The following is a 23,617-nucleotide window of genomic DNA, read 5'->3' on the forward strand; positions in this document are numbered from 1 at the left end:
CAAACCCCGAGACCGACAATGCCCGCCATCACCGAACCCGCCCCCGCCAAGATCAACCTGGCCCTCCACGTCCGCCGCCGCCGCCCCGACGGCTACCACGACCTCGAAACGCTCTTCGCCTTCGCCACCGACGGCGACCTGATCACGGTAGAACCCGCCCAAACCAACAGCTTCACCATAACCGGCCCCTTCGCCGCAGCACTACTCCCCGTCCAGAGCGTTACCCCGACCCCGAACACTACCCCGGCGAAGGCCGGGGCCCAATTGGGGGCGAACAATGACGAGGAACCCCGCTCGTCCAGCACCACTCCAGGCAACGCCCCCTGGCATGGCAACCTGGTAACCGCCGCGGCAGACGCCTTCACCACCGCCTTTGCCCCAGAAACCCACCACGCCATAACCCTGGAAAAGCACCTCCCCATCGCCTCGGGCATAGGCGGAGGCTCAGCCGACGCCGCCGCCACCCTCCGCGCGCTGGCCCGCCTCCACGGCATAGCCCCAACCGACCCCCGCCTCCACGAAATCGCCGCAAAGCTCGGCGCAGACGTCCCCGCCTGCCTAGCCAACCGCACCACACTCGGCACCGGCAAAGGCGACACTCTCACCACCCTGGAAGGCCTGTCCGGCACCCCCCTCCTGCTCGTAAACCCAGGTGTCGCGGTCTCCACCGCCGCCGTCTTCAAGACCTGGGACGGCCACGACCGAGGCCCGATCCCCGAAGGCAATCTCCTCGACCGCGCAAAAGCCGGCCGCAACGACCTAGAACCCCCCGCACTGGCCCTCGCCCCCGAAATCGCCGAAGTCCGCACGCTCCTCGACGCAGCCCAACGCGTCCTCCTGTCCAGAATGTCCGGCTCCGGCGCCACCTGCTTCGCGCTGTTCGAAACCCCCGAAGCCAGAGACACCGCCGCCACCGCCGCGCAAGCCAAAGGCTGGTGGACCCTCGCGACAACGCTCGCCTGATCGGTCGATAGGCGTTGGCACCTTTGAGGCGGGGTGTCACCGCGCCGCCACCGCCCGTCATCCTGACGAAAGTCAGGATCGAGAGCCGCAAACGAAACCGCCGGTCCCGGACACCTTCAGACTTCCGATCCGTTGGCTGTCCAAACCCCGCGTCCAAACAACCCGAACCGATCTCGACCTAAACGCCCACACCGCCGATCCCGTCCCTCGTCGGTCATCCCGAACGTGTTCGGCATTATCTCCCACAACAAAAGCACCTCCCCGGCGAAGGCCGGGGCCCAGTTGGGAAACGCTCCTGACGACAGACGCACGTTGTCACGCTAACCTCTCCACCTGGACCCCGGCCTCCGCCGGGGAGGTGCACTTGCCCGACTCGTGTCCGCACAGAACGTCTTCCAACGCCTGCACTCAACGAACTCACGATCCCGTGGGCCTGAAGCTTCGAACATGCGGACTCGGTAGATGCCAGAATGATGCCGTCCCCGCGGCCGACGGGCTCTGCACGACGCCACCGCCGCAAATTTCCCGCAACAAACCCATCGTTCCCCACTTGTTCCAAAAGAACAAAGAGAATACATGGTGTTTGACGCGTTGAATGGCACGCGCGCTTGCTTTAGCGATGGGAGCATATTCGATGGCCGCTAATCTGAAAGTGATCGACACCGGCATGGCAACCGCAACCAACGACCGGCAGAAGGCGCTAGACGCCGCGCTCGCGCAGATCGACCGCGCCTTCGGCAAGGGCTCGGCAATGCGCCTGGGCTCCAAGGAAACCATGCAGGTCGAGGTCATCTCGACCGGCTCGCTCGGGCTCGACATCGCGCTCGGCGTCGGCGGCCTGCCGCGCGGCCGCGTGATCGAGATCTACGGTCCGGAAAGCTCGGGCAAGACCACGCTCGCGCTCCACGTGATCGCCGAAGCGCAGAAGGGCGGCGGCACCGCGGCGTTCGTCGATGCCGAGCACGCGCTCGACCCGGTCTATGCCAAGAAGCTCGGCGTCAACATCGACGAACTGATCGTCTCGCAGCCCGACACCGGCGAGCAGGCGCTCGAGATCGTCGACACGCTCGTCCGCTCGAACGCGATCGACGTGCTCGTGGTCGACTCGGTCGCAGCACTCGTGCCGCGTGCCGAAATCGAAGGCGAGATGGGCGACAGCCATGTCGGCCTTCAGGCCCGCCTGATGTCGCAGTCTTTGCGCAAGCTCACCGGTTCGATCAGCCGCTCGCGCTGCATGGTGATCTTCATCAACCAGCTCCGCATGAAGATCGGCGTCATGTACGGCAATCCCGAGACGACGACCGGCGGCAACGCTCTGAAGTTCTACGCCTCGGTCCGCCTCGACATCCGCCGCATCGGCGCGATCAAGGCCGGCGAAGAGGTGACGGGCAACCAGACCCGCGTGAAGGTCGTCAAGAACAAGGTTGCCCCCCCGTTCAAGCAGGTCGAGTTCGACATCATGTACGGGCAGGGCGTCTCCAAGCTCGGCGAGATCCTCGATCTCGGCGTAAAGGCGGGCCTCGTCGAGAAGTCCGGCGCGTGGTTCAGCTACGACAGCGTCCGCCTCGGTCAGGGCCGCGAGAACTCGAAGACGTTCCTCAAGGACAACCCTGAAACCGCCGACCGCCTCGAAAAGCAGATCCGCGCGCGCACCGACAAGGTCGCCGAGGAAATGATGGCCGGCCCCGAAGAAGGCGACGACGCCTGATTTTCTTACCCTCTCCCTCCGGGGAGAGGGGGTACCCATTGCCTTCGCAATGGGAGGGTGAGGGCATGGTGCTTGGCCCATGGCTCATGGCTCATGGCTCATGAGGCCGAAGATGCGCACGACCGATAGTTCGAACACATGGTGAACTGACACCGCGCCAGCCCACCTCCCAACACCACCCCGGCGAAGGCCGGGGCCCAGTTGGCATGACCCTGCAAATGAAACTCTGTGCTAAACCAAGCTCTTTAGCGGCAATGACCCCACATTCTTGAACGAGCCGACCCACTCTTGTTCTCCCGCGAAGGCGGGAGCCCAGTCTGGTTTCCCGCCTTCGCGGGGAAACAAGGAAAAGCAGCGCGCCAGGCTCGCGAAAACCTCGAAATCCCGCAACACCAAGCCCGCTCCAGCGTCTACACTTCCTATACTTCACTCCAAACCGCCGCCCCGACCGCAACCGAAAAAGCACCCCAGCCCATGACCACCGCCTACGACTGGACCGGCAGAATAGGCAACGTTTGGGCCACAGAATGGCACCGAACCGACCGCAGCTTCACCAACCTGACCCCGCATCTGAACGCCGCGATCCTGTCCGCCGCCACCCCCCAAACCCGCAAGATCATCGACATAGGTTGCGGCGCCGGGGCAACCTCACTCGCCACCGCACAAGCACTCCCGAACGCGCAGATAACCGGCATAGATCTCTCACCAAACCTGATCGAGATCGCCAAACACCGCGCCAAAACCGCATCCAACGCCCGCTTCGAGTGCGCGGACATCACCGCCGCCGCCCCGAACCACGCCCCAATCGACCTCTACGTCTCCCGCCACGGCGTGATGTTCTTCGCCGATCCCGTCTTCGCCTTCACGGCATTGGCCGAAGCCGCCGCCCCAGACGCGTCGCTAGTCTTCTCCTGTTTCGCCGACCGCGCCGCCAACCGCTGGGCCACCGAAATCATCACCGCGACCGGCGGCAATGCGGACGCGCCAGCAACCACCGCACCTGGCCCCTTCGCCTTCGCCGACCCTACCTACGTCGCGAGCATCCTCGGAAAATCCGGCTGGCACGTCGCGGCACCCGAGCGTGTCGAATTCGCCTACCGGGCAGGGGAGGGCGCCGACCCCGCAGCCGACGCCGTCGACTATTTCCGCCGCATCGGCCCGGCAGCCTCCGCCATCCGCGACGCCGCCCCCGAGGAACGCGAGCGCCACATCGCGCGTCTCACCCAGGTCTGCGACCGGTACCGACACGGCGACACGGTGGAATTCCCCGCCGCCGCCTGGATCTGGACCGCGCGCAAATCGTCCGAATAAAAAACAGGGGAGTCCGCATGATCATCGTCCACCACCTCGAAAACTCGCGATCGCAGCGGATCCTTTGGATGCTCGAGGAACTCGGCCTCCCCTACGAAATCAAGCGCTACGAGCGGAACAAGGCAACGATGCTCGCGCCGCCCGAACTCAAGCAGGTCTACCCGCTCGGCAAGTCGCCGGTGATCGAGGATGATGGGCAAGTGGTCGCCGAAACCGGCGCGATCGTCGAATATCTCGTCGACAAGGCGGACGGCAAACTCGGCGCCCCCGCCAACCGCGCCGATGCGCTACGCTACCGCTTCTGGCTCCACTACGCGGAAGGCTCAATGATGCCGCCGCTGCTCCTGAAGCTCGTCCTCGCGCGCATCCCGTTACTGGGCAAAGCGGCGACCAAAAAGATTCAGCCGATGATCGACGTTCACCTTGATTACGTCGAATCCGAACTGTCGCAGCGCCCCTGGTTCGCCGGCGCCGAGATGACCGCTGCCGACATCATGATGAGCTTCCCCCTCGAAGCCGCCCGCAGCCGCGGCGGTCTCGACGAGTCCCGCCCCGCGACGATCGCGTGGTTAGCCAAGGTCCACGCGCGGCCAGCATATCAGGCCGGCCTCAAGAAGGGCGGCCCCTACGCCTACGCTTGAGTAGCGCAAGTCGGGAACCAGATGGGGGCCAAAAAGACGATCTCTCGCCAAACTCCCACCCCGGCGAAGGCCGTGGCCCAGTTGGAAAGGTCGAAATAACGGGGCGCTACGGTGATCACCGGCGTCTCCCAACTGGACCCCGGCCTTCGCCGGGGAGGTACTTCTTCAGTGGTGCGCCAGCGTAAAAGGACACCCTTCAGAGGTCATGAGTTCAACATCGCCGTCGAATCTTACACCTGCCCCGGCCCTATCTTCTCGTAGCTGTCCATATCCACCTTCGGCCCATGCCCGGTAGGCGCATGCGGAAAGTCCCGATCGGCCGGCTCCCGCTCATCAAGCCCGCCCTCCCATTTCGCCACCACGGTCGCCGCCACCGCATTCCCGATCACGTTCGTCGCCGACCGCCCCATGTCGAGGAAATGATCCACCGCCAGGATCAACAGGATCCCCGCCTCCGGGATCTTGAACATCGAAAGCGTCCCGGCGATTACGACCAGCGATGCGCGAGGGACCCCCGCGATGCCCTTCGACGTCACCATCAGCACCAGCAGCATCGCGATCTGCTGCCCGATCGGCATGTCGATGCCATACGCCTGCGCGATGAACAGCGACGCGAACGTCATGTACATCATCGACCCGTCGAGATTGAACGAATAGCCCAGCGGCAGCACGAAGCTCGCGATCCGCGGCGGCACGCCGAACCGATCTAGCGCCTCCAGCGTGCGCGGATATGCCGCCTCCGACGACGCCGCCGAGAACGCCAGGATCAACGGATCGCGGATATACCGCACCAGCAACCGCGTCCGCGGCCCGATCAGCAAGAACGCGATCCCGATCAGCACAGCCCACAAGAGCGCCAAGCCGATGTAGAAGCTTAGCATGAAATAGCCGAGCTGGCCGAGGATGGCCGGGCCCCGCTCGGCAAGCGTCGCGGTCACAGCCGCAAACACCGCGAACGGTGCGAACCGCATCACATAGTTGGTGATCTGGAGCATCACCGCGACCAGCGCTTCGATCGCCTTGACCAGCGGCGCGGCCTTCTCGCCGACCGCGGTGATCGCGACGCCGACGAACACCGAGAACACGACGATCTGGAGGATCTCGTTGCCCGCCATCGCCGCGATCATCGAGTCGGGGACTATGTGCGTGATGAACTTGGCGAGATCGAACGCCGCGCGGTCGACGCCGCTCGACGCGGTCGCGGGTGGGATCGCGAGCGCGAGGCCGACGCCCGGCTGCAACACGTTGACGAGGATCAGGCCCAGGGTGAGCGACAAAAGGCTAGCGCAGATGAACCAGCCAAGGCTGCGCAATCCGACCCGCCCGAGGGCGCCGGTATCGCCCATATGCGCGATCCCGACGACTAGCGTGGAGAAGACCAAAGGCGCGATGATCATCTTGATCAGCCGCAGGAACAGCGTCGTCACGATTGAGAAATAGCCGGCGATGTCCTTCAGCCGTTCGGCGGACTCGGCCGTGCCGTTGTCGATCGACGCGTTCAGGATCCAGCCGACGACCATCCCCGCGACGAGGCCGAACAAGATGTAGTAGGTTAGCCGCTTGGCCATTAATCGCTCCCGAGAAGTGCAAACAGGGAAGGGGATTGCTGCGCCCGGGTCAAGGACCCTATCGTCCGGCGATGTCGACCGCACGCCACAAACCCGCCTTCAGCCCCTCGCGCCGCGACATGCTGAGCCTTGCAATCGCAGCACCATTGCTGTCGACCACCGCGATCCTCCGCGCCGCCGAGCCGGACCTGTCGGCGCTGTCCGACATCACCGGCGCGACCAGGCCGATCGACGCCACCGAACGCGCCGCGCGGCTGGCCAGCGCGCAATCGCTGATGAAGGCGGCGGGCATCGGCGCGGTCCTGATCGAGCCGGGATCGTCGATGATCTACTTCACCGGCGTCCGCTGGCACACGAGCGAGCGGCTGACGCTGGCGATCCTGCCGGTCGAGGGCGAACCGTGCATCGTCACGCCGTTCTTCGAGGAACCGTCGGTACGCGAGACGCTCGCCGTCCCCGCCGAGGTGCGCGTGTGGCAGGAGGACGAGAACCCGCTTGCCGTCGTCGCGGGTTTCCTGCGCGATCGGAAGCTAGCCGCGCGGCCGATCGGGCTGGAGGCGGAAGTTCGGTATTTTGCGTATGCTGGGCTCGAGCGCGTGCTGCCCGATGCGAGCATTGTCTCCGCCGACCCGGTCGTCCGCGCCTGCCGGATGATCAAGACCCCCGCTGAGATCGCGCTGATGCAGGCCGCCACCGAGGTCACGCTCGCCGCGTATCGCTGGACGAAGCCGCGCGTCGAGAAGGGCATGACCGGCCCCGAGATCGGCGCGTTGATGAATGCCGCGACCAAGAAACTGGGCGGCGCGCCCGAGTTCGCGCTCGCACTGATCGGCGAGGCGTCCGCCTATCCGCACGGCAGCCGCGAGATCCACCGCGTCGCTAACGGCCAGGTCGTGCTGATGGACTGCGGGTGCACCGTGCAGGGCTATCAGTCCGACATCTCTCGCACCTGGGTCCACGGCACCGCAACCGCCGACCAGCGCAAGACGTGGGACCAGGTCGCCCGAGGCCAGCAGATCGCGTTCGCCGCCGCCAAGCTCGGCGCACTCGCCGGCAGCGTCGACGACGCGGTCCGTCGGCATTACGAAACGCTCGGCTACGGGCCGGGGTACAAGCTCCCCGGCCTGTCGCATCGCACCGGCCACGGCATCGGCATGGATGGCCACGAGCCCGTCAACCTCGTCCGCGGCGAGACGACGAAGCTGTCAGCGGGGATGTGCTTTTCCGACGAGCCGGGCATCTACATTCCCGGGAGGTACGGCGTGCGGATCGAGGATTGCTTTCACATGACCGATGCGGGCCCGAAATGGTTCAGCGAGCCGCCTAAGTCGCTGGATGCACCTTTGGGGTAAGGGACCTTAACGATAGCGCCACCACCCCGGCGAAGTCCGGGGCCCAGTTGGAAAGGTGGCAATAATCGAGCGCAGTCCTTCGTTAGCCACGTTCCCCAACTGGGCCCCGGCCTTCGCCGGGGTGGTGTTGCTCTTGCCGAATTGCAGCACTCCGTTGTTCTCCCGCGAAGGCGGGAGCCCAGTCTGGGTCCCCGCCTTCGCGGGGAAACATGCTGCCTCGGTTCAACGGGATATGTCTCGACCACACCTCCACACCCGACTTGAGCGAACCGCCCCGCTCGCCTAAGTCCCCGCGCATGACATCGACGAACGACATCCGCCGCGGCTTCCTCGACTATTTCGGATCGCAGGGGCACCAGATCGTGCCTAGCGCGCCGCTCGTGCCGCAGAACGACCCGACGCTGATGTTCGTCAACGCCGGGATGGTGCCGTTCAAGAACGTCTTCACCGGCCTCGAATCGCGCCCTTACACCACCGCGACCTCGTCGCAGAAATGCGTCCGCGCTGGCGGCAAGCACAATGATCTCGACAATGTCGGCTACACCGCGCGCCACCACACCTTCTTCGAAATGCTCGGCAATTTCTCGTTCGGCGATTATTTCAAGGAACAGGCGATCGTCCATGCCTGGACGTTGCTCACGCGCGAATGGGGCCTGTCACCCGACAAATTGACCGCCACCGTCTACCACACCGACGACGAGGCGTTCGACCTCTGGAAGAAGATCGCCGGCCTCCCCGATCACCGCATCATCCGCATCCCGACCAAGGACAATTTCTGGTCGATGGGCGACAACGGGCCGTGTGGGCCGTGCTCGGAAATCTTCTACGACCACGGCGACCACATCTTCGGCGGCCCTCCCGGCAGCCCCGACGAGGACGGCGATCGCTTCGTCGAGATCTGGAACCTCGTGTTCATGCAATACGAGCAGGAGAATGCCGAGATCGTCGGCAACCTGCCCAAGCCCTCGATCGACACCGGCATGGGGCTCGAGCGCATCGCCGCGGTCATGCAGGGCGTAACCGACAATTACGACACCGACACGTTCAAGGCGCTGATCGCCGCCTCGGGCGCGCTGACGCATACCGCGACCGACGGCGCCAACACCGCCAGCCACCGCGTGATCGCCGATCACCTGCGCACCGCGGGCTTCCTGATCGCGGACGGCGTGCTGCCCGCGAGCGAGGGCCGCGGCTACGTCCTGCGCCGGATCATGCGCCGCGCGATGCGCCACGCCCACATCCTCGGCGCCAAGCAGCCGTTGATGCACCGGCTGGTCCCCGCGCTCGTCACCGAGATGGGCGCCGCGTACCCCGAACTGTCGCGCGCCCGTCCGCTGATCGAAGCGACGTTGCAGCAGGAGGAGACGCGTTTCCGCCAGACGCTGGACAAGGGGCTGAAGCTGCTCGACGAGGCGACCACCGGGATGACCGACGGCACGCTGGCGGGCGACGTCGCGTTCAAGCTCTACGACACCTACGGCTTCCCGTACGACCTGACCGAGGACGCGCTGCGCGAACGCAACATCGCGGTCGACCGCGAAGGCTTCGACACCGCGATGGCCGAGCAGAAGCGCGCTGCCCGCGCCGCCTGGAAAGGCTCGGGCGCGAAGGCCTCGGACGACATCTGGTTCGACATCGTCGAGCAGACCGGCGGCACCGAATTTTTGGGCTACGCGTCCGACACCGGCGAGGGCGAGGTCGTCGCCTTGGTCAAGGATGGCGCGCGCGTCGACCACGCCACCACCGGCGATACGGTCGCGATCGTCGTCAACCAGACGCCCTTCTACGGCGAGAGCGGTGGCCAGGTCGGCGACGCCGGCCACATCTTCAACGACTCCGGCCTGCGCGCGAACGTCACCGAGACCTCGAAGCAGCTCGGCCGCGTGTTCGTCCACCACGCAATCGTCGACGCCGGCGAGATCAAGGTCGGCGACTCGGTCAAGCTCCAGATCGACGTCGCCCGCCGCGCCCAGATCCGCGCCAACCACTCCGCGACTCACCTCCTGCACGAGGCCCTCCGCGGGCGCCTCGGCACGCACGTCGCGCAGAAGGGGAGCCTCGTCGCCCCCGACCGCCTGCGGTTCGACTTCTCGCAGCCGGTCGCGATGACCCCTGCCGACATCGCGCAGGTCGAGGCCGACGTGAATGCGCAGGTCCGCGGCAACGGCGCGGTGACGACGCTGCTGATGACCCCCGACGACGCGATCGCTATGGGCGCGATGGCGCTGTTCGGCGAGAAATACGGCGACGAAGTCCGCGTCGTGTCGATGGGGTCGACCGAGGACGGCACCTACTCGATCGAGCTGTGCGGCGGCACGCACGTCAACGCGCTCGGCGACATCGGCCTGTTCAAGGTAGTCGGCGAAGGCGCGGTCTCCAGCGGCATCCGCCGTGTCGAAGCCCTCACCGGCGAAGCGGCCCGCGCGTACCTGACCAGCCGCGACGACCGCCTGCGGGAGGCTGCGGCAGTGCTGAAGTCGACCCCGGACGAGGTTCCCGCGCGCGTCGCGTCGCTGCTCGAAGACCGCCGCCGCCTCGAACGCGAACTCGCCGACGCGAAGAAGGCGCTCGCGCTCGGCGGCGGTGGCTCGGGCGAAGCGGCTGGCCCCGAACAGGTCGGCGGCGTCGCGTTCATCGGGCAAGTGCTCAACGACTTCGAAGCCAAGGGCCTGCGCGGCGCAGTCGACGAAGCCAAGCAACGCCTCGGCTCCGGCATCGCGATGCTGGTCGCGATCAACGACGGCCGCGCTTCGGTCGCAGTTGGCGTGTCGGCGGACCTAGTGGCGAGCCACAACGCGGTCGACCTGCTCAAGATCGCGGTCTCGACGCTGGGCGGACAGGGCGGTGGCGGCCGTCCCGACATGGCGCAGGGCGGTGGTCCCGATGGCGACAAGGCTGCGGAAGCGGTAGGAGCGGTGCGGGCTAAGCTGGAAGCGGCAGGCGCCTGAAACTCGGCGCACCTTGCACTCAAGTGTTCCCCCGCGGACGCGGGGGCCCAGCTAAGTACCGTCAGCGACCTTGGCTCCTGCACCCCCGCCTGCGCGGGGGAACGGCAGATGGCGCAGTGATATAACCACCACCCCGGCGAAGGCCGGGGCCCAATTGGAAAGGTGGCAATAACGGAGCGTTGTCTGTCGTTATCACCGTCCCCCAATTGGGCCCCGGCCTCCGCCGGAGGTGGTTCTACCTTCGGGTTGACGGTGTCAGAAAAACGAGCTCAGCCCCCGCGCACCTTCGCCAGCGTCGTCCCAGCGGTAATCGCCTCGATATCCGTCACCAAATGCAACAACCGCACCCCAGATCGAGACATCGCCCGATCCAGCGCCCCCGCAAAATCCTCCGTCCGGGAAACAGTCTCCGCCCAACACCCATAAGCCCGCCCGAGCGCAGCAAAGTCCGGGTTCCGCAACCCGGTCCCAGACACCCGCCCCGGATACTCGCGCTCCTGGTGCATGCGGATCGTGCCGTAGCCGCTATTATCCACGACGATCACCAGAATGTCCGCGCCGTGTGCGACCGCGGTTGCCAACTCCTGCCCGTTCATCAGGAAGCAGCCGTCGCCTGCCAGGGCGACGACGGTCCGCTCTGGATGCCGTAAGGATGCCGCGACGGCGGCCGGGACGCCGTACCCCATCGCGCCGGCGGTTGGCGCTAGTTGCGTCCCCGGACCAGCGTAGGCCCAGTACCGATGCCACCACCCCGAGTAATTCCCCGCGCCGTTGCAGATGATCGCATCCGCCGGCAGTTGCTCGCGCATCGCCGTCACGCACGGCCCGAGGTCCATCACCAGATCCCGCGGCGCCGGCGTCGACCACGCAAGCCACTCCGCATGCGCCTCCTGCCCAGCAGTTCGCGGCGGCAAGTCGACCGCCAGCAGAGCCTCGGCAAACTCTTCCATCCCCGCACATACCGCGACATCCGCGCGGTAAGCCCGGTGCAACTCGTCGGGATCGGGATGGACGTGGATCAGCCGCTGCCCCGGATGATCCGGCGTGATCAGCGCATAGCCGTCAGTCGTTGCCTCCCCGAGCCGCGGCCCGACTACGAGCAGTAAGTCGGCCGCCTTCACCCTCTCGACCAACTTCGGGTTGGGCCCATATCCAAGGTTCCCCGCCCAAACCGGGCAGTCGTTCGGAATTGCGTCCTGCCGCCGAAACGCAGCCGCCACCGGAATGCCGTTGCGATCCGCCCAGGTCGAGAACGCCCCCGACGCCGCTACATCCCAGCCCGCCCCGCCAACGATCGCTAACGGCCGCTCCGCCGTTGTCAAAAGGTCGGCGAGCAAGTCCATCGTATCTACGTCGCAGCCCTGCGCCACCCGCTCTACCCGCGGCCGATCGACCGCGTCGACCACGTCCAGCAGCATGTCCTCGGGCAACGCCAGCACCACCGGTCCCGGCCGCCCCGACATCGCGGTCGCATAGGCGCGCGCGACATATTCCGGGATCCGCCGCGCATCGTCGATCCGCGCCGTCCATTTCACGATGGGGGCGAACATCGCCTGGAAGTCGATCTCCTGGAATGCCTCCCGGTCACGTGTGCCGCGGTCGATATCGCCGACGAACAGAATCATCGGCTGCGAGTCCTGCATCGCCACGTGCACGCCGATCGACGCATTGGTCGCGCCCGGCCCGCGGGTCACGAACGCCACCCCCGGCCGGTGCGTCAGCGTCCCGTCCGCGCACGCCATGAACCCGACGCCGCCCTCCTGCCGACACACGACGAGGTCGATCGCCGGCGTGTCGTGCAGAGCGTCGAGCACGGCGAGGAAGCTCTCCCCCGGCACGGTGAAAATCCGGTCGCAGCCCTGTGCGACGAGTTGGTCGACCAGGATACGGCCGCCGGTGCGTGGTGTAATCATTGGCGCATCCTGCCTTCCGTTGCCCCCGAAGTCGAGAAACGGTTACGCTTGCGCCGAAGCCGGGACCAACCCGACTCGCCCGGAGAGGATCATGACCGAATTCACCACCGTCGCCAGTGGCTTGCGCTTCCCCGAGGGCCCCGTCGCGATGCCCGACGGCAGCGTCATCCTTGTGGAGATCGAGGCGGGCCGCATCACGCGCATCGCCTCTGACGGTACGAAAACGACGGTTGCTAAGCCCGGGGGCGGCCCCAACGGCCTCGCGATTGGCCCCGACGGCAAGCTCTATTGCTGCAACAATGGCGGCTTCGCGTGGCGCGAGGCGAACGGCTTCCTCACCCCTCACGGTCAGCCGGACGACTATTCGGGCGGCCGGATCGAGCGGATCGACATCGCCACCGGCGCGGTCGAGATCCTCTACAAGGACGGCGATTTCGGCTGCTCGCTGCGCGGCCCCAACGACATCGTCTTCAATTCGCACGGCGGCTTCTGGTTCACCGACCACGGCAAATCGCGCGACCGCGCCCGCGACATCACCGGTATCTTCTACGCGAAGGCCGACGGCAGCCATCTGGAAGAAGTGATCTTCCCAAGTGAAAACCCCAACGGCATCGGCCTCTCGCCGGACGGCACGCGGCTCTACGCGGCGGAGACGTTCACCTGCCGCCTGATGGCGTTCGACATCGTCGCCCCCGGCAAGGTCGCCAGCGCGTCGGGCACGCCGCTGTACCGCCCCGCCGGCTACAAGTTCTTCGATTCGCTCGGAGTCGAGGCGTGTGGCAATATCTGCGTCGCGACGATCGGCGAATGCGGGATCAGCGTGATCTCGCCGGCGGGGGAACTGGTCGAGTTCGTCGCGACCGACGACGTGTTCACGACCAACATCTGCTGGGGCGGCGCGGACGGCATGGACGCGTACATCACCTGCTCGGGCAGCGGGCGGCTGGTGAAGGCCCGGTGGCAGCGGCCGGGGTTGAAGCTGGCGTATTGAGAACGGCTCAATCCTCCCCCGCCAGGGGGAGGTGGCACCGAAGGTGACGGAGGGGGAGGACACGAAACAAAAGTTTTCCTTTCCTCCCCCTCCGTCTGGCAAGCGCCAGCCACCTCCCCCTGGCGGGGGAGGATCGCGAAAAGTCGATCCGCGCTACGTTGCCGACCGACCGCCAGCACCTTATGCGAGGCGAAAGACCTTAGGAGGATGCATGGCGAACAAGCGCTACACCGATGCGGCAACGGCACTCGAAGGCGTGCTGTTCGACGGCATGACGATCTGCGCGGGCGGGTTCGGGCTGTGCGGCATCCCCGAGCGGCTGATCGACGCGATCGAGGCGTCCGGGGTGAAGGACCTGACGATCGCCAGCAACAATGCCGGGATCGACGGGCAGGGCTTGGGCAAACTGCTCCGCTCGCGCCAGGTGAAGAAGATGATCTCGTCCTATGTCGGCGAGAACAAGGAATTCGAGCGGCAATATCTCAGCGGCGAACTCGAGGTCGAGTTCTGCCCGCAGGGCACGCTCGCCGAACGCTGCCGGGCAGGGGGGGCGGGCATCCCAGGCTTCTACACCAAGACCGGCGTCGGCACGCAGGTCGCCGAGGGCAAGGAGACGAAGGTCTTCGACGGCCAGGAATATATCCTCGAACGCGGCATCCGCGCCGATCTCGCGATCATCAAGGGCTGGAAGGCGGACGAGAGCGGCAACCTCATCTTCCGCAAGACCGCGCGCAACTTCAACCAGCCGATGGCGACTGCGGGGAAGATCTGCGTCGCCGAGGTCGAGGAGATCGTCCCCGTCGGCAGCCTCGACCCGGACACGATCCACCTGCCGGGGATCTACGTGAAGCGGATGATCGTCGGCGCGCCGTACGACAAGCAGATCGAGTTCCGCACCGTCCGCGAGCGGGTTTCCGCGTGAAGCGAGGCCTGATGGTGGATCGCAAGCGCTCCCCGTTCTCCTGCGCACGCAGGAGCCCAGGGTCACGAGCGCTGCGGATGGTATCCTGGACCCCTGCGTTCGCAGGGGCGCTGGCGCTCCAAGGCTGCGTGAGCGTGTCCGCGCCGACGTCGATCGCAGCCACGCCGACTGTCGCCGCGCCAATAACCGTCGACGGCGTCCCAGCCGGCATGCAGTATCTCTACGCCTCGGGCGAAGCCGCCGCGGTCAGCCTCCAAGCCTGGAACGCGCTCGTCGGCTATGTCCGCGCGCAACGCACGCCAACATCCGTCGTCCTCGCACAAGGCGCCTCGCTCGCCGCCCCCGCCTGGACCACCTGCGGCACCAAGCCCAAGGCCGCAGTGTTCGACGTCGATGAAACCGTGCTTCTCAACCTCGGCTTCGAATACGACGCATCCTCCGGCCAGCCCTGGTCCGACCCCCGCTGGCAGGACTGGGAGCGCACCGGCGTCAAGCAGGTCGCCCCCGTCCCAGGTGCTCTCGCCGCGCTTACCCAACTCCGCGCAATGGGCGTCACGGTGATCTTCAACACCAACCGCTCCGCCGCCAACGCCGGGCAGACTGAGGCCACGATCGAAGCCGCCGGCCTCGGCCCCGCGCGCCACGGCGAAACGCTGTTCCTCGCCGGCGACGACGCGATGGGCTCGAAGAAGGACGGCCGCCGCGCGACGATCGCGGCGCGCTACTGCGTCGTCGCGATGGGCGGCGACCAGCTCGGCGACTTCAGCGACCTGTTCAACGCCGGCCAGACCCCCGCCGCCCGCCGCGCAACAGTCCAATCGCCCGCGATCGCGGCCAGATGGGGGGCAGGGTGGTTCGTCCTGCCCAACCCTGTCTACGGCACCGCGCTCAAGGGCAACCGCGACGAGGTATTCCCGCCAGCAGTCCGCTGGGCCCCGACAGGAGGCGTACGCTGATGGCCGACCACCCAAACGCGATCGCGCTCGACAAGGGCGCGCAACTCACCAGCGAATCGGTCGAGGTCGCGCGCATCTGGATCACCAACGGCGCCGGCAGCAACGTGCTGATCGACGCGGGCATCCTCGAGGATCCGACCGTGTTCGGCTACCTCCTCGCCGACACGATCCGCCACGCCGCGCGCGCCTATGCGGGCACCTGGGGCTTCGACGAGGACGCCGCGTTGCAGGCGATCGTCGACGGCGTCGGCACCGAGCTCCGCGAACAATTCACGACCATCACCACCATCCAGGAAGGAATGCACTGATGCCCTGGGACCGTAACCAGATGGCCGCGCGCGCGGCGCAGGAACTGAAGGACGGCTATTACGTCAATCTCGGCATCGGCATCCCGACGCTGGTCGCGAACAACATCCCCGAGGGGATGACCGTCACGCTCCAGTCGGAAAACGGCATGCTCGGAATCGGCCCGTTCCCCTATGCGGGCGAGGAGGACGCCGACCTGATCAACGCCGGCAAGCAGACGATCAGCGAACTCCCCTCGTCGGTGTATTTCAGCTCGTCGGACAGCTTCGCGATGATCCGCGGCGGCCATATCGACCTTACAGTGCTGGGTGCGATGGAGGTCAGCGAAGGCGGCGACATCGCCAACTGGATGATCCCCGGCAAGATGATCAAGGGCATGGGCGGCGCGATGGACCTCGTCGCGGGCGTCAAGCAGATCATCGTCGTGATGGACCACACCGCCAAGGACGGCACGCCGAAGTTCATCCCGTCCTGCACGCTGCCGCTGACCGGCAAGAACGTCGTCGACATGATCGTCACCGACCTGGCCGTGTTCCAGCGCACCGATCACGACAGTCCGTTCAGGCTGGTCGAGATGGCGCCGGGCGTCACCGCGGACGAGATCGCCGCGAAGACCACCGCGCGCTACACCGCCTGATGGGTTACACCCTCGTCACCGCGAACCGCAATTACTCGAGCTGGTCGCTGCGCCCCTGGGTCTTGATGAAGGCGCTCGGCATCGACTTCGAGGACCGGATCGAGCCGTTCCTAGAGCCGGTCAACTACGAGGCGTTCCGCGCCTTCTCGCCGACCGGGCAAGTGCCGGTGCTGATCGACGGCGAGCGGACGGTGTGGGATTCGCTTGGCATCGTCCTCTACCTCGCCGAGCGCCACGACGGCGTCTGGCCAATCGACGCCGAGGCACGCGCGTGGGCGATCTGCGCCACGGCGGAGGTGCATGGCGGGTTCTCCGCGCTGCGGAATGAGCGGACGATGAACGTCGGCGTCCGAGTCGACGCCGCCCCCGGCAGCGACGCGCTCGACCGCGATGTCGCGCGGATCGCCGAACTCTGGAGCGAGGGACTCGACCGGTTCGGTGGACCTTGGCTCGCAGGCGCAGAGTTCACCGCCGTCGACGCGTTCTATGCCCCGGTTGCGTTTCGCGTCCGGACCTACGGGATCGATGTTGGCCCGGCAGGTCTCGCCTGGGTCGAGCAGATCATCGCCCACCCGGCGATGCGCGAATGGGAAGCGACCGCGCTAGCCGAGACATGGCGCGAGGAAAGCCACGAGGCCGACCTCGCGACATGCGGATCGATCACCGCGGATTTCCGCCGCTGATGCGCCGCGCCGCGATCGTCATAGCGCTGATCGTGATCCTGGTCGCAGGCACGGCGTTCACCGCGGGCCCCGGCACGCTCAGCGTTCTCGACGGCATCATGGGCGGCGGTCGCGGCACGGCCCGCATCCGCGAAGGCGTCCCGTTCGGCACGCACGGCCAGAAGCTCGACGTCTGGCGCCCATCCGGTGGCGCCAAGACCGGTCTGCCGGTGCTGATCTTCTGGTACGGCGGCGGCTGGGTCCACGGCTCGCGCGGCGCCTACGCGTTCGCCGCGCGCGCCTATGCGAAGGCGGGGTACGTCGTCGTCATGCCCGACTACCGCAAAGTGCCCGACGTCCGCTTCCCCGCCTTCCTCCAGGACGGCGCCGAGGCCGTGAAATGGACCCGCGACCATATCGCGGAGGCAGGCGGCGACCCGAACCGGATCGCCGTCGCCGGCCATTCCGCGGGCGCCTACACCGTCGCGATGCTGACGCTCGACGAGCGCTGGCTGAAGGCTGAAGGCGTCGACCCGCACATCATCAAGGCTGCGGTCGGCCTTTGCGGGCCGTATGATTTCTATCCCTTCACCGCCAAGCGCGCGATCGACGCGATGCAGGGCGCCGCCGACCCGGTAATGACCCAGCCGATCCACTTCGCGCGCGCCGACGCCCCGCCGATGCTGCTGATCACCGCCGGCGACGACACGCAGGTCAAGCCGCACAATGCGATCAACCTCACCGCGCGGCTGAAGTCGCTTGGGGCTCCCGTGACGCACATCGACTACCCCGGTTTGAGCCACGAGAACGTCGCGATGGCACTCTCGAAACCGTTCCGCGGCAAGGCCCCGGTGCTGGCCGACAGCGTCGCGTTCCTCGACCGGGCGATGCCGAAGTCGGATTGAGTCCCGACTATGTTCAGTTCGGATCATTTCGATGAGTATCGACAGGTATTCGGGGTGGTGTAGGAACTATAGTGCTGGAATGCCGGCAGAAGTAAATCAAGCAGGTCGACACGCGACTATTGATCGCCGACAGTAGAACCATAACCGAGCAGCTTTACCGAACTTATTGCCCGGCGCCGATGTACTGGATCATCAGGCGCTCGGGGAGCCGTAATCCTGACGCTTCCGCAAATACTGGAATACCAGCGCGGACCATTGCGGCAATGTGCAGGAGGGTAGCATGGCAGGTACACCGACCGTCTTCATCCAGATATGGGTGGACATCAACGCCGTTCAAAACGGATCGACCACAGGCGTCTATCTCGTCGACAACCGGGTCGCCAATGGCAGCCAGAACGAGGGAACCGCAGGTCTTTCGACCCAGGTGACGAATGGTTCGACGATCCAGTGGAACGTCTACAACATCGATGCGAGCAGCGCTGCCGTCGTCAGCTTCGTCGACATCGGCAACTGCAACGTCTGGGGCGCGGGAGGGCAGCCGCAGGCGGCGGCTGCGGGATCGTTCGTCGGACAGGCTCAGTCCACCGGCAGCGCTGGGTACGCCATCACGATCAACGTGCAGAAGCAGGTTGGCTCGGCGGGTATCTCGATCACGCTGAACCCGAGCATCTCCGCAAAATAACACCGGTCCTTCGCGGTCCGCGCCCGAACTGGAGACGTGAGCCGCACAAAATTGGAGAGTTTCGTCATGATGATGCAGGAATCGAAGCTGGTCGTCGCGTACCAGTCCGTGATCGCGCCGCAGGCGTTCATCACGATCGCCGTGGATACCGCCTATGTCGCCTCGCAGCAGGGCCGCAACATCGGCACCGGCGTATATATGACCGACAACCAGCTCAGCAACGGCAGCAGCAACGAAGGCCAGATGGAGTTGTCGACCGTCGTGCCGGTCGGGTCGCTGATCGGTTTCAACTCGGTGCCGATCGCGCCCGACAATGGCGATCAGGTGATCATAACCGGCTTCACCGTGTCGCAGGGCTCGGTCTTCGGTGGCGCCGGCTATCCGCAACAGCAGCCACCGATCGGCCAGCAGCCACCGGGGTCGTACTGGATCGGACAGGCGATGAACGCCGGCAGGCAAATCTACCAGATCCAGATCAGGGTGACCGTCGGCGTGCTCCGCCCGATCTCCTATTACGTGAACTGGGACCCGTATATCACTGCGCAGTGACCCACACTGAGGATGCGTTCGCCGCATCTTTCGGACAGATAGTTGCGTCGGGGCTTTGCTCCGGCGCAGCTTTCGGTTAACGCGCGGCCATCATGGCCAATTCGCAAACGCTGTACGAAAAGATCTGGGCGGCGCACGTCGTCGAACGCCGCGACGATGGCACCTGCCTGATCTATATCGACCGTCACCTCGTCCACGAAGTCACCAGCCCGCAGGCGTTCGAAGGTCTCCGCGTGGCAGGCCGCAAAGTCCGCCGTCCCGACCTGACGCTCGCCGTCCCCGATCACAACCTCCCGACCACCGCGCGCAAAGACGCCGCCGGCCGCGTCCTGCCGATCGCCGATCCCGAAAGCGCGCAGCAGCTCGACGCACTCCGCCGCAACACGTCCGAGTTTGGTATCGACTATATCGACGCGACGGCGATCGAGCAGGGCATCGTCCACGTCGTCGGCCCCGAACAGGGTTTCACGCTCCCCGGCACCACGCTCGTCTGCGGCGACAGCCACACGTCGGCGCACGGCGCACTCGGTGCGCTCGCGTTCGGGATCGGCACCAGCGAAGTCGAGCACGTCCTCGCCACGCAGACATTGCTGCTGTCGCAGGCCAAGACGATGGAAGTCCGCGTCGACGGCGAACTCGGTTTCGGCGTCTCCCCCAAGGACGTCATCCTCGCGATCATCGGCAAGATCGGCGCGGCGGGCGGCACCGGCCACGTCATCGAATTCACCGGCAGCGTAATCCGCAACATGTCGATCGAAGGTCGCCTGACGATCGCCAACATGTCGATCGAGGCCGGCGCGCGCGCCGGCCTGATCGCGCCCGACGACACGACCTTTGCGTATCTGAAGGGCCGACCAATGGCTCCGACTGGCGAGAACTGGGACCGCGCGGTGACGTGGTGGCGCAGTCTCGCGACCGATCCCGGCGCGCGTTACGACAAGTCCGTCACGCTCGACGCCGCCGATATCGCCCCCGGCCTCACCTGGGGCACGAGCCCCGAGGACGTCGTTCCGATCACCGGCTTCGTCCCCGAGCCGTCGAGCTTCGCCGATCCCGCCAAGCAGGCCGCCGCGCAGAAGTCGCTCGATTACATGGGGCTGACGGCGGGCACCGCGATGCGCGACGTGCCGATCCAGCACGTCTTCATCGGCAGTTGCACAAACAGCCGCATCGAGGACCTGCGCGCCGCTGCGGCGATCGCCGACGGTCGCCATGTCGCCACCGGAGTCCGTGCGCTCGTCGTCCCCGGCTCGGGCCTCGTGAAGCGTCAGGCCGAAGCCGAGGGGCTCGACCGAATCTTCATCACCGCAGGCTTCGAATGGCGCGAGCCGGGCTGTTCGATGTGCCTCGCGATGAATCCGGACAAAGTGCCTGCGGGGGAGCGTTGCGCTTCCACGTCGAACCGTAATTTTGTCGGCAGACAGGGTCCCGGAGCGCGCACGCATCTGGTATCACCCGCAATGGCGGCAGCGGCGGCGGTGACCGGTAAGCTGAGCGACGTCAGAGAGTTGATGGGGCGTGATATGATAGGGGTGGGAGCATGAAGAAGGTTTTCGTACTGTTGGCGGCTGGCGCAATGATCAGCGGCGTCGCGGCCTATGTCGCATCGGCGCGTGTGGTACCGGAGCGCACGGAACAGCGATGACCCCCGTCACGACCGTCTCGGGCCGCGCCTATCCGTGGGGCGCGAAGAACATCGACACTGACGTCATCATCCCGGCGCACTGGCTGAAGACGATCACGCGCACCGGCCTCGGTCGCGGTGCGTTCGAGACGGTCCGCGCGCAACCCGGCAACATCTTCGACGACGCGCGCTATGCCGGATCGCCGATCCTCATTGCCGGCGATAATTTCGGCTGCGGCTCCAGTCGCGAGCATGCCGCGTGGGCGCTCGCCGACATGGGCATCACCGCGGTCATCGCGCCGAGCTTCTCCGACATCTTCTCGGGCAACGCGTTCAAGAACGGCATCGTCCCCGTCGTGCTTCCTCAGAAAGCGATCGACCGCCTGCTGGAGGTCGCAAAGGACCAGATTGTCACCGTCGATCTCGAGACGATGACCGTCACCACCCCGTTCCAGGATCGCTTCACCTTCGAACTCGACGCATTCCGCCGCCAGTGCCTCATGGAAGGGCTGGACGAAGTCGGCCTGACGCTGGCAAGGGATACCCAGATTTCGAAATTCGAGGAGGCGGTCGCATCGAATCGCCCCTGGACGACGGTGGAGAGCGGGTATGCGAGCATTGGTGTCGAAGGCAGTCGGCGGACCTGAAACTCTGGAAATGGTCGAGCTGCCCGATCTGGTGGCCGGCCCCGGACAGGTCGTCGTCGCAGTCAAGGCCTGCGCGATCAACTTCCCCGACGTCCTGATCATCGAGGACAAATACCAGTTCAAGCCACAGCGCCCGTTCGCACCGGGCGGTGAAATCGCCGGCACAATCGACTCGATTGGCGAAGGCGTCACCGGTTGGGCAATCGGCGACCGCGTCATCGCGATGCTCGGTCATGGTGGCCTCTGCGAGAAGGTCATTGCCGACCCCGCCAAACTGTACCGCCTTCCAGAAGGCCGCAGCTTCGCCGAGGGTGCGTCGTTGATCCTTACCTACGGCACAACGATCCACGCGCTGCTCGACCGCGGCCATATCAAGGCGGGGCAGACGCTGCTCGTGCTCGGCGCGGCCGGCGGGGTAGGGCTCGCCGCGATCGAACTCGGCAAGGCATTCGGCGCGAAGGTCGTCGCAGCCGTCTCGTCTGAGGAAAAAGCTGCCGCCGCCAAGTCCGCCGGCGCCGACGAAACGCTGATCTACGCCCGCGCGCCGTTCGACAAGGACCAGTCGAAGGCGCTCGCCGAGCAGTTCAAGGCCGCGGTCGGCCGCGACGGCGCGCACGTGATCTACGATCCGGTCGGTGGCGACTATGCCGAGCCCGCGCTGCGATCGATCGCGTGGGAGGGCAAGTATCTCGTCGTCGGTTTCCCCGCCGGCATCCCGAAATTGCCGCTCAACCTGACGCTGCTGAAAAGCTGCGACGTGTGCGGCGTGTTCTGGGGAGCATTCGCGGCGCGTGATCCGAAGGCGAACCAGGCACATATCGAAACGCTGTTCGATCTTTGGGAAGCGGGGAGGATCGCGCCGCGTGTAACCGAGACATTTGCGTTCGAAGACGGCGGCAAGGCCATCGCGAAGATGGCGGCTCGCGGTGCTATCGGGAAACTCGTCGTAGAGGTCGGCTGAGTACAGCCGCCTCTACAGGGGGTTCAAAGCACGTTGTACGCAACGGCGGCTATCGCGCCCCACATCGCCATCGACGCGAAAATTCCGTAGGCGAGCCCGTGCACGACCGGCGGTGTGGCTCGCGCCTTGGCGATCGGTACGGACGGCAGTTGGGATAGCGTCGACATCTCACTCTCCTATCCGTGCACTGTGTCACGTGATCGACTTATATATCGTTACCGCTGCGCCATTGTACCAGCGCTTTTTGTACGTTTCCGTCGATTGTTGCGCGAGCGTGATGCGCGACCTATCTCGGGGCCGACGACAAGGCTGAACGGGGACCCGCGCAATGACCAACTTCGACGACCGCGAACGCGCCAGCGAGGCGAATTTCGCGCGCGAGGAAGAGATGGCCTTCCGGATAACGGCGCGTCGCAATCGCTTGCTCGGGGTATGGGCGGCGCATGAAATGCAGCTGACCCCCGAGGAGACGGATGCGTATGCGACCGCGCTCGTGCATGCCGACATGGAGGGCGGCGGTGACGACGACGTCGTGCGGAAACTGGTCGGCGACCTGACCGCCGCGGGGCTCGACCATGACGAGGCTACCGTCCGCCGCGCGCTCGCGCAGCAGATGATCGAGGCGCGTCGCCAATTGCTGGAGTCACATTGATATGCCGATGGCTGCCAACGATATCGAAGCGATGATCAAGGACGCGATCCCCGATGCCCAGGTCGAGATCACCGATCTCGCAGGAGACGGCGATCATTATGCTGCCAAGGTCACTGCCGCCAGCTTTGCCGGGATGAGCCGGGTGAAGCAGCACCAGGCCGTTTATGCCGCGCTCGGCGGCCGGATGGGCGGCGTCCTGCACGCTTTACAGCTTACGACCGCAATTTCCTGAGGACCGAAGACATGACCGACGATTCCAACGCCCGTATCGACGCCCTGGTAAAAGCCAGCCCGGTAGTCCTGTTCATGAAGGGCAGCCCGCTGTTCCCGCAGTGCGGCTTTTCCAGCCGCGCGATCGCTATCCTCAACCACCTCGAAGTCGAGTTCGAGAGCGTCGACGTGTTGCAGGACCAGGGTATCCGCCAGGGTATCAAGAGCTATTCCGACTGGCCAACGATCCCGCAGCTCTACGTCGATGGCGAATTCGTCGGCGGCTCGGACATCATGATGGAGATGTATGAGAGCGGCGAGCTGGCGCAGTTGTTCGAGACGCAGAAGGCCAACTGATCGGGGCACCGGGTGGGTGGATCGACGCGAGACCGGAAGGAAAAGCGGTCGATCCACCCTGTGAACGCGTTCGCGTTCGGTGACGGAGCAGCAGTTGCATGGCCTGTGCCAGAACCTGCCCTTCGCAGTTTTGGCGACGTTCGATAGTTAAC

General features: G+C 65.8%; 24 protein-coding genes. 21 read left to right on the plus strand and 3 right to left on the minus strand.

Annotated elements, in window-relative coordinates:
* The first annotated feature begins 18 nt into the window (after positions 1–18).
* The 4 genes from AC1ME3_RS11745 to AC1ME3_RS11760 all read left to right on the plus strand — a co-directional run bounded on the left by AC1ME3_RS11745 (position 19) and on the right by AC1ME3_RS11760 (position 4,623).
* Positions 19–963: a 4-(cytidine 5'-diphospho)-2-C-methyl-D-erythritol kinase gene (locus tag AC1ME3_RS11745; RefSeq protein ID WP_480953297.1), complete on the plus strand. Its 945-nt coding sequence runs from the start codon at positions 19–21 to the stop codon at positions 961–963.
* Between the two features lie 634 nt (positions 964–1,597).
* Positions 1,598–2,671, plus strand: coding sequence for a recombinase RecA (gene recA / locus AC1ME3_RS11750; protein ID WP_056047175.1), 1,074 nt, complete (start codon positions 1,598–1,600; stop codon positions 2,669–2,671).
* A 474-nt stretch (positions 2,672–3,145) separates the two neighbouring features.
* Positions 3,146–3,982: a class I SAM-dependent methyltransferase gene (locus AC1ME3_RS11755; protein WP_480953298.1), complete on the plus strand. Its 837-nt coding sequence runs from the start codon at positions 3,146–3,148 to the stop codon at positions 3,980–3,982.
* Between the two features lie 17 nt (positions 3,983–3,999).
* Complete coding sequence (locus AC1ME3_RS11760) at positions 4,000–4,623, plus strand: glutathione S-transferase family protein (RefSeq protein WP_480953299.1); 624 nt, start codon at positions 4,000–4,002, stop codon at positions 4,621–4,623.
* Positions 4,624–4,853: 230 nt separating this feature from the next.
* Here AC1ME3_RS11760 and AC1ME3_RS11765 read toward each other — a convergent pair whose 3' ends face one another.
* The gene (locus AC1ME3_RS11765) at positions 4,854–6,191 is read right to left on the minus strand and encodes a dicarboxylate/amino acid:cation symporter (RefSeq protein ID WP_480953300.1); all 1,338 of its coding nucleotides are present in this window, start codon (positions 6,189–6,191) and stop codon (positions 4,854–4,856) included.
* A 71-nt stretch (positions 6,192–6,262) separates the two neighbouring features.
* Between AC1ME3_RS11765 and AC1ME3_RS11770 the strand changes: the two genes are divergently transcribed.
* Positions 6,263–7,543, plus strand: coding sequence for a M24 family metallopeptidase (locus AC1ME3_RS11770; RefSeq protein ID WP_480953301.1), 1,281 nt, complete (start codon positions 6,263–6,265; stop codon positions 7,541–7,543).
* 296 nt (positions 7,544–7,839) lie between these two features.
* Positions 7,840–10,491 carry an alanine--tRNA ligase gene (gene alaS, locus AC1ME3_RS11775; RefSeq protein ID WP_480953302.1) on the plus strand — a complete coding sequence of 884 codons (2,652 nt, stop codon included), beginning with the start codon at positions 7,840–7,842 and terminating at the stop codon, positions 10,489–10,491.
* Between the two features lie 269 nt (positions 10,492–10,760).
* Here alaS and AC1ME3_RS11780 read toward each other — a convergent pair whose 3' ends face one another.
* Positions 10,761–12,404, minus strand: a complete 1,644-nt coding sequence (locus AC1ME3_RS11780) for a thiamine pyrophosphate-binding protein (RefSeq protein WP_480953303.1) — start codon at positions 12,402–12,404, stop codon at positions 10,761–10,763.
* Positions 12,405–12,495: 91 nt separating this feature from the next.
* Between AC1ME3_RS11780 and AC1ME3_RS11785 the strand changes: the two genes are divergently transcribed.
* From AC1ME3_RS11785 to AC1ME3_RS11840, 12 genes are all read left to right on the plus strand, one after another.
* Entirely contained in the window at positions 12,496–13,395 is a 900-nt protein-coding gene (locus AC1ME3_RS11785; protein ID WP_480953304.1) for an SMP-30/gluconolactonase/LRE family protein, read from the plus strand.
* A gap of 211 nt (positions 13,396–13,606) precedes the next feature.
* Positions 13,607–14,317 (plus strand): CoA transferase subunit A, encoded by a 711-nt coding sequence (locus AC1ME3_RS11790; protein ID WP_277983031.1) that lies wholly within the window; start codon positions 13,607–13,609, stop codon positions 14,315–14,317.
* A 77-nt stretch (positions 14,318–14,394) separates the two neighbouring features.
* Positions 14,395–15,273 (plus strand): 5'-nucleotidase, lipoprotein e(P4) family, encoded by an 879-nt coding sequence (locus AC1ME3_RS11795; protein ID WP_480953305.1) that lies wholly within the window; start codon positions 14,395–14,397, stop codon positions 15,271–15,273.
* A complete protein-coding gene (locus AC1ME3_RS11800) occupies positions 15,273–15,581 on the plus strand; it encodes a DUF5076 domain-containing protein (protein ID WP_480953306.1) in 309 nt (102 codons plus the stop codon). Before AC1ME3_RS11795 ends, AC1ME3_RS11800 begins: the two co-directional genes overlap by 1 nt.
* Positions 15,581–16,216 carry a 3-oxoacid CoA-transferase subunit B gene (locus tag AC1ME3_RS11805; RefSeq protein ID WP_480953307.1) on the plus strand — a complete coding sequence of 212 codons (636 nt, stop codon included), beginning with the start codon at positions 15,581–15,583 and terminating at the stop codon, positions 16,214–16,216. The genes AC1ME3_RS11800 and AC1ME3_RS11805 overlap by 1 nt, the downstream gene beginning before the upstream one ends.
* Positions 16,216–16,899: a glutathione S-transferase family protein gene (locus AC1ME3_RS11810; RefSeq protein WP_480953308.1), complete on the plus strand. Its 684-nt coding sequence runs from the start codon at positions 16,216–16,218 to the stop codon at positions 16,897–16,899. Before AC1ME3_RS11805 ends, AC1ME3_RS11810 begins: the two co-directional genes overlap by 1 nt.
* The gene (locus tag AC1ME3_RS11815; protein ID WP_480953309.1) at positions 16,866–17,783 is read left to right on the plus strand and encodes an alpha/beta hydrolase; all 918 of its coding nucleotides are present in this window, start codon (positions 16,866–16,868) and stop codon (positions 17,781–17,783) included. The genes AC1ME3_RS11810 and AC1ME3_RS11815 overlap by 34 nt, the downstream gene beginning before the upstream one ends.
* Before the next feature lie 280 nt (positions 17,784–18,063).
* On the plus strand, positions 18,064–18,465 hold the full coding sequence (locus AC1ME3_RS11820) for a hypothetical protein (RefSeq protein ID WP_480953310.1): 402 nt from the start codon (positions 18,064–18,066) through the stop codon (positions 18,463–18,465).
* A gap of 36 nt (positions 18,466–18,501) precedes the next feature.
* Positions 18,502–19,014, plus strand: a complete 513-nt coding sequence (locus AC1ME3_RS11825; RefSeq protein ID WP_480953311.1) for a hypothetical protein — start codon at positions 18,502–18,504, stop codon at positions 19,012–19,014.
* Between the two features lie 92 nt (positions 19,015–19,106).
* Positions 19,107–20,558, plus strand: a complete 1,452-nt coding sequence (gene leuC, locus AC1ME3_RS11830; protein ID WP_480953312.1) for a 3-isopropylmalate dehydratase large subunit — start codon at positions 19,107–19,109, stop codon at positions 20,556–20,558.
* A 97-nt stretch (positions 20,559–20,655) separates the two neighbouring features.
* On the plus strand, positions 20,656–21,285 hold the full coding sequence (gene leuD, locus AC1ME3_RS11835; RefSeq protein WP_480953313.1) for a 3-isopropylmalate dehydratase small subunit: 630 nt from the start codon (positions 20,656–20,658) through the stop codon (positions 21,283–21,285).
* Complete coding sequence (locus AC1ME3_RS11840) at positions 21,248–22,246, plus strand: NADPH:quinone oxidoreductase family protein (protein WP_480953314.1); 999 nt, start codon at positions 21,248–21,250, stop codon at positions 22,244–22,246. Before leuD ends, AC1ME3_RS11840 begins: the two co-directional genes overlap by 38 nt.
* 23 nt (positions 22,247–22,269) lie before the next feature.
* Here AC1ME3_RS11840 and AC1ME3_RS11845 read toward each other — a convergent pair whose 3' ends face one another.
* Positions 22,270–22,413: a hypothetical protein gene (locus AC1ME3_RS11845; protein ID WP_480953315.1), complete on the minus strand. Its 144-nt coding sequence runs from the start codon at positions 22,411–22,413 to the stop codon at positions 22,270–22,272.
* A gap of 161 nt (positions 22,414–22,574) precedes the next feature.
* Here AC1ME3_RS11845 and AC1ME3_RS11850 point away from each other — a divergent pair, with 161 nt between their 5' ends.
* The 3 genes from AC1ME3_RS11850 to grxD are packed head-to-tail and all read left to right on the plus strand — an operon-like array spanning position 22,575 to position 23,465.
* The gene (locus AC1ME3_RS11850) at positions 22,575–22,898 is read left to right on the plus strand and encodes a DUF1476 domain-containing protein (protein WP_480953316.1); all 324 of its coding nucleotides are present in this window, start codon (positions 22,575–22,577) and stop codon (positions 22,896–22,898) included.
* A 1-nt stretch (position 22,899) separates the two neighbouring features.
* Positions 22,900–23,130 carry a BolA/IbaG family iron-sulfur metabolism protein gene (locus AC1ME3_RS11855; protein WP_056489106.1) on the plus strand — a complete coding sequence of 77 codons (231 nt, stop codon included), beginning with the start codon at positions 22,900–22,902 and terminating at the stop codon, positions 23,128–23,130.
* An 11-nt stretch (positions 23,131–23,141) separates the two neighbouring features.
* Positions 23,142–23,465, plus strand: a complete 324-nt coding sequence (grxD, locus tag AC1ME3_RS11860) for a Grx4 family monothiol glutaredoxin (RefSeq protein ID WP_056057434.1) — start codon at positions 23,142–23,144, stop codon at positions 23,463–23,465.
* Positions 23,466–23,617: the final 152 nt, after the last annotated feature.

This window comes from Sphingomonas sp. BL2, assembly GCF_056680015.1.

Excerpts from the sequence above, each read along its gene's own strand:
- AC1ME3_RS11745 (WP_480953297.1), top strand. The coding sequence starts at position 19 with ATGCCCGCCATCACCGAACCCGCCCCCGCCAAGATCAACCTGGCCCTC.
- recA (WP_056047175.1), top strand. The coding sequence starts at position 1,598 with ATGGCCGCTAATCTGAAAGTGATCGACACCGGCATGGCAACCGCAACC.
- AC1ME3_RS11755 (WP_480953298.1), top strand. The coding sequence starts at position 3,146 with ATGACCACCGCCTACGACTGGACCGGCAGAATAGGCAACGTTTGGGCC.
- AC1ME3_RS11760 (WP_480953299.1), top strand. The coding sequence starts at position 4,000 with ATGATCATCGTCCACCACCTCGAAAACTCGCGATCGCAGCGGATCCTT.
- AC1ME3_RS11765 (WP_480953300.1), bottom strand. The coding sequence starts at position 6,191 with ATGGCCAAGCGGCTAACCTACTACATCTTGTTCGGCCTCGTCGCGGGG.
- AC1ME3_RS11770 (WP_480953301.1), top strand. The coding sequence starts at position 6,263 with ATGTCGACCGCACGCCACAAACCCGCCTTCAGCCCCTCGCGCCGCGAC.
- alaS (WP_480953302.1), top strand. The coding sequence starts at position 7,840 with ATGACATCGACGAACGACATCCGCCGCGGCTTCCTCGACTATTTCGGA.
- AC1ME3_RS11780 (WP_480953303.1), bottom strand. The coding sequence starts at position 12,404 with ATGATTACACCACGCACCGGCGGCCGTATCCTGGTCGACCAACTCGTC.
- AC1ME3_RS11785 (WP_480953304.1), top strand. The coding sequence starts at position 12,496 with ATGACCGAATTCACCACCGTCGCCAGTGGCTTGCGCTTCCCCGAGGGC.
- AC1ME3_RS11790 (WP_277983031.1), top strand. The coding sequence starts at position 13,607 with ATGGCGAACAAGCGCTACACCGATGCGGCAACGGCACTCGAAGGCGTG.
- AC1ME3_RS11795 (WP_480953305.1), top strand. The coding sequence starts at position 14,395 with ATGGTATCCTGGACCCCTGCGTTCGCAGGGGCGCTGGCGCTCCAAGGC.
- AC1ME3_RS11800 (WP_480953306.1), top strand. The coding sequence starts at position 15,273 with ATGGCCGACCACCCAAACGCGATCGCGCTCGACAAGGGCGCGCAACTC.
- AC1ME3_RS11805 (WP_480953307.1), top strand. The coding sequence starts at position 15,581 with ATGCCCTGGGACCGTAACCAGATGGCCGCGCGCGCGGCGCAGGAACTG.
- AC1ME3_RS11810 (WP_480953308.1), top strand. The coding sequence starts at position 16,216 with ATGGGTTACACCCTCGTCACCGCGAACCGCAATTACTCGAGCTGGTCG.
- AC1ME3_RS11815 (WP_480953309.1), top strand. The coding sequence starts at position 16,866 with ATGCGGATCGATCACCGCGGATTTCCGCCGCTGATGCGCCGCGCCGCG.
- AC1ME3_RS11820 (WP_480953310.1), top strand. The coding sequence starts at position 18,064 with ATGGCAGGTACACCGACCGTCTTCATCCAGATATGGGTGGACATCAAC.
- leuC (WP_480953312.1), top strand. The coding sequence starts at position 19,107 with ATGGCCAATTCGCAAACGCTGTACGAAAAGATCTGGGCGGCGCACGTC.
- leuD (WP_480953313.1), top strand. The coding sequence starts at position 20,656 with ATGACCCCCGTCACGACCGTCTCGGGCCGCGCCTATCCGTGGGGCGCG.
- AC1ME3_RS11840 (WP_480953314.1), top strand. The coding sequence starts at position 21,248 with ATGCGAGCATTGGTGTCGAAGGCAGTCGGCGGACCTGAAACTCTGGAA.
- AC1ME3_RS11845 (WP_480953315.1), bottom strand. The coding sequence starts at position 22,413 with ATGTCGACGCTATCCCAACTGCCGTCCGTACCGATCGCCAAGGCGCGA.
- AC1ME3_RS11850 (WP_480953316.1), top strand. The coding sequence starts at position 22,575 with ATGACCAACTTCGACGACCGCGAACGCGCCAGCGAGGCGAATTTCGCG.
- AC1ME3_RS11855 (WP_056489106.1), top strand. The coding sequence starts at position 22,900 with ATGCCGATGGCTGCCAACGATATCGAAGCGATGATCAAGGACGCGATC.
- grxD (WP_056057434.1), top strand. The coding sequence starts at position 23,142 with ATGACCGACGATTCCAACGCCCGTATCGACGCCCTGGTAAAAGCCAGC.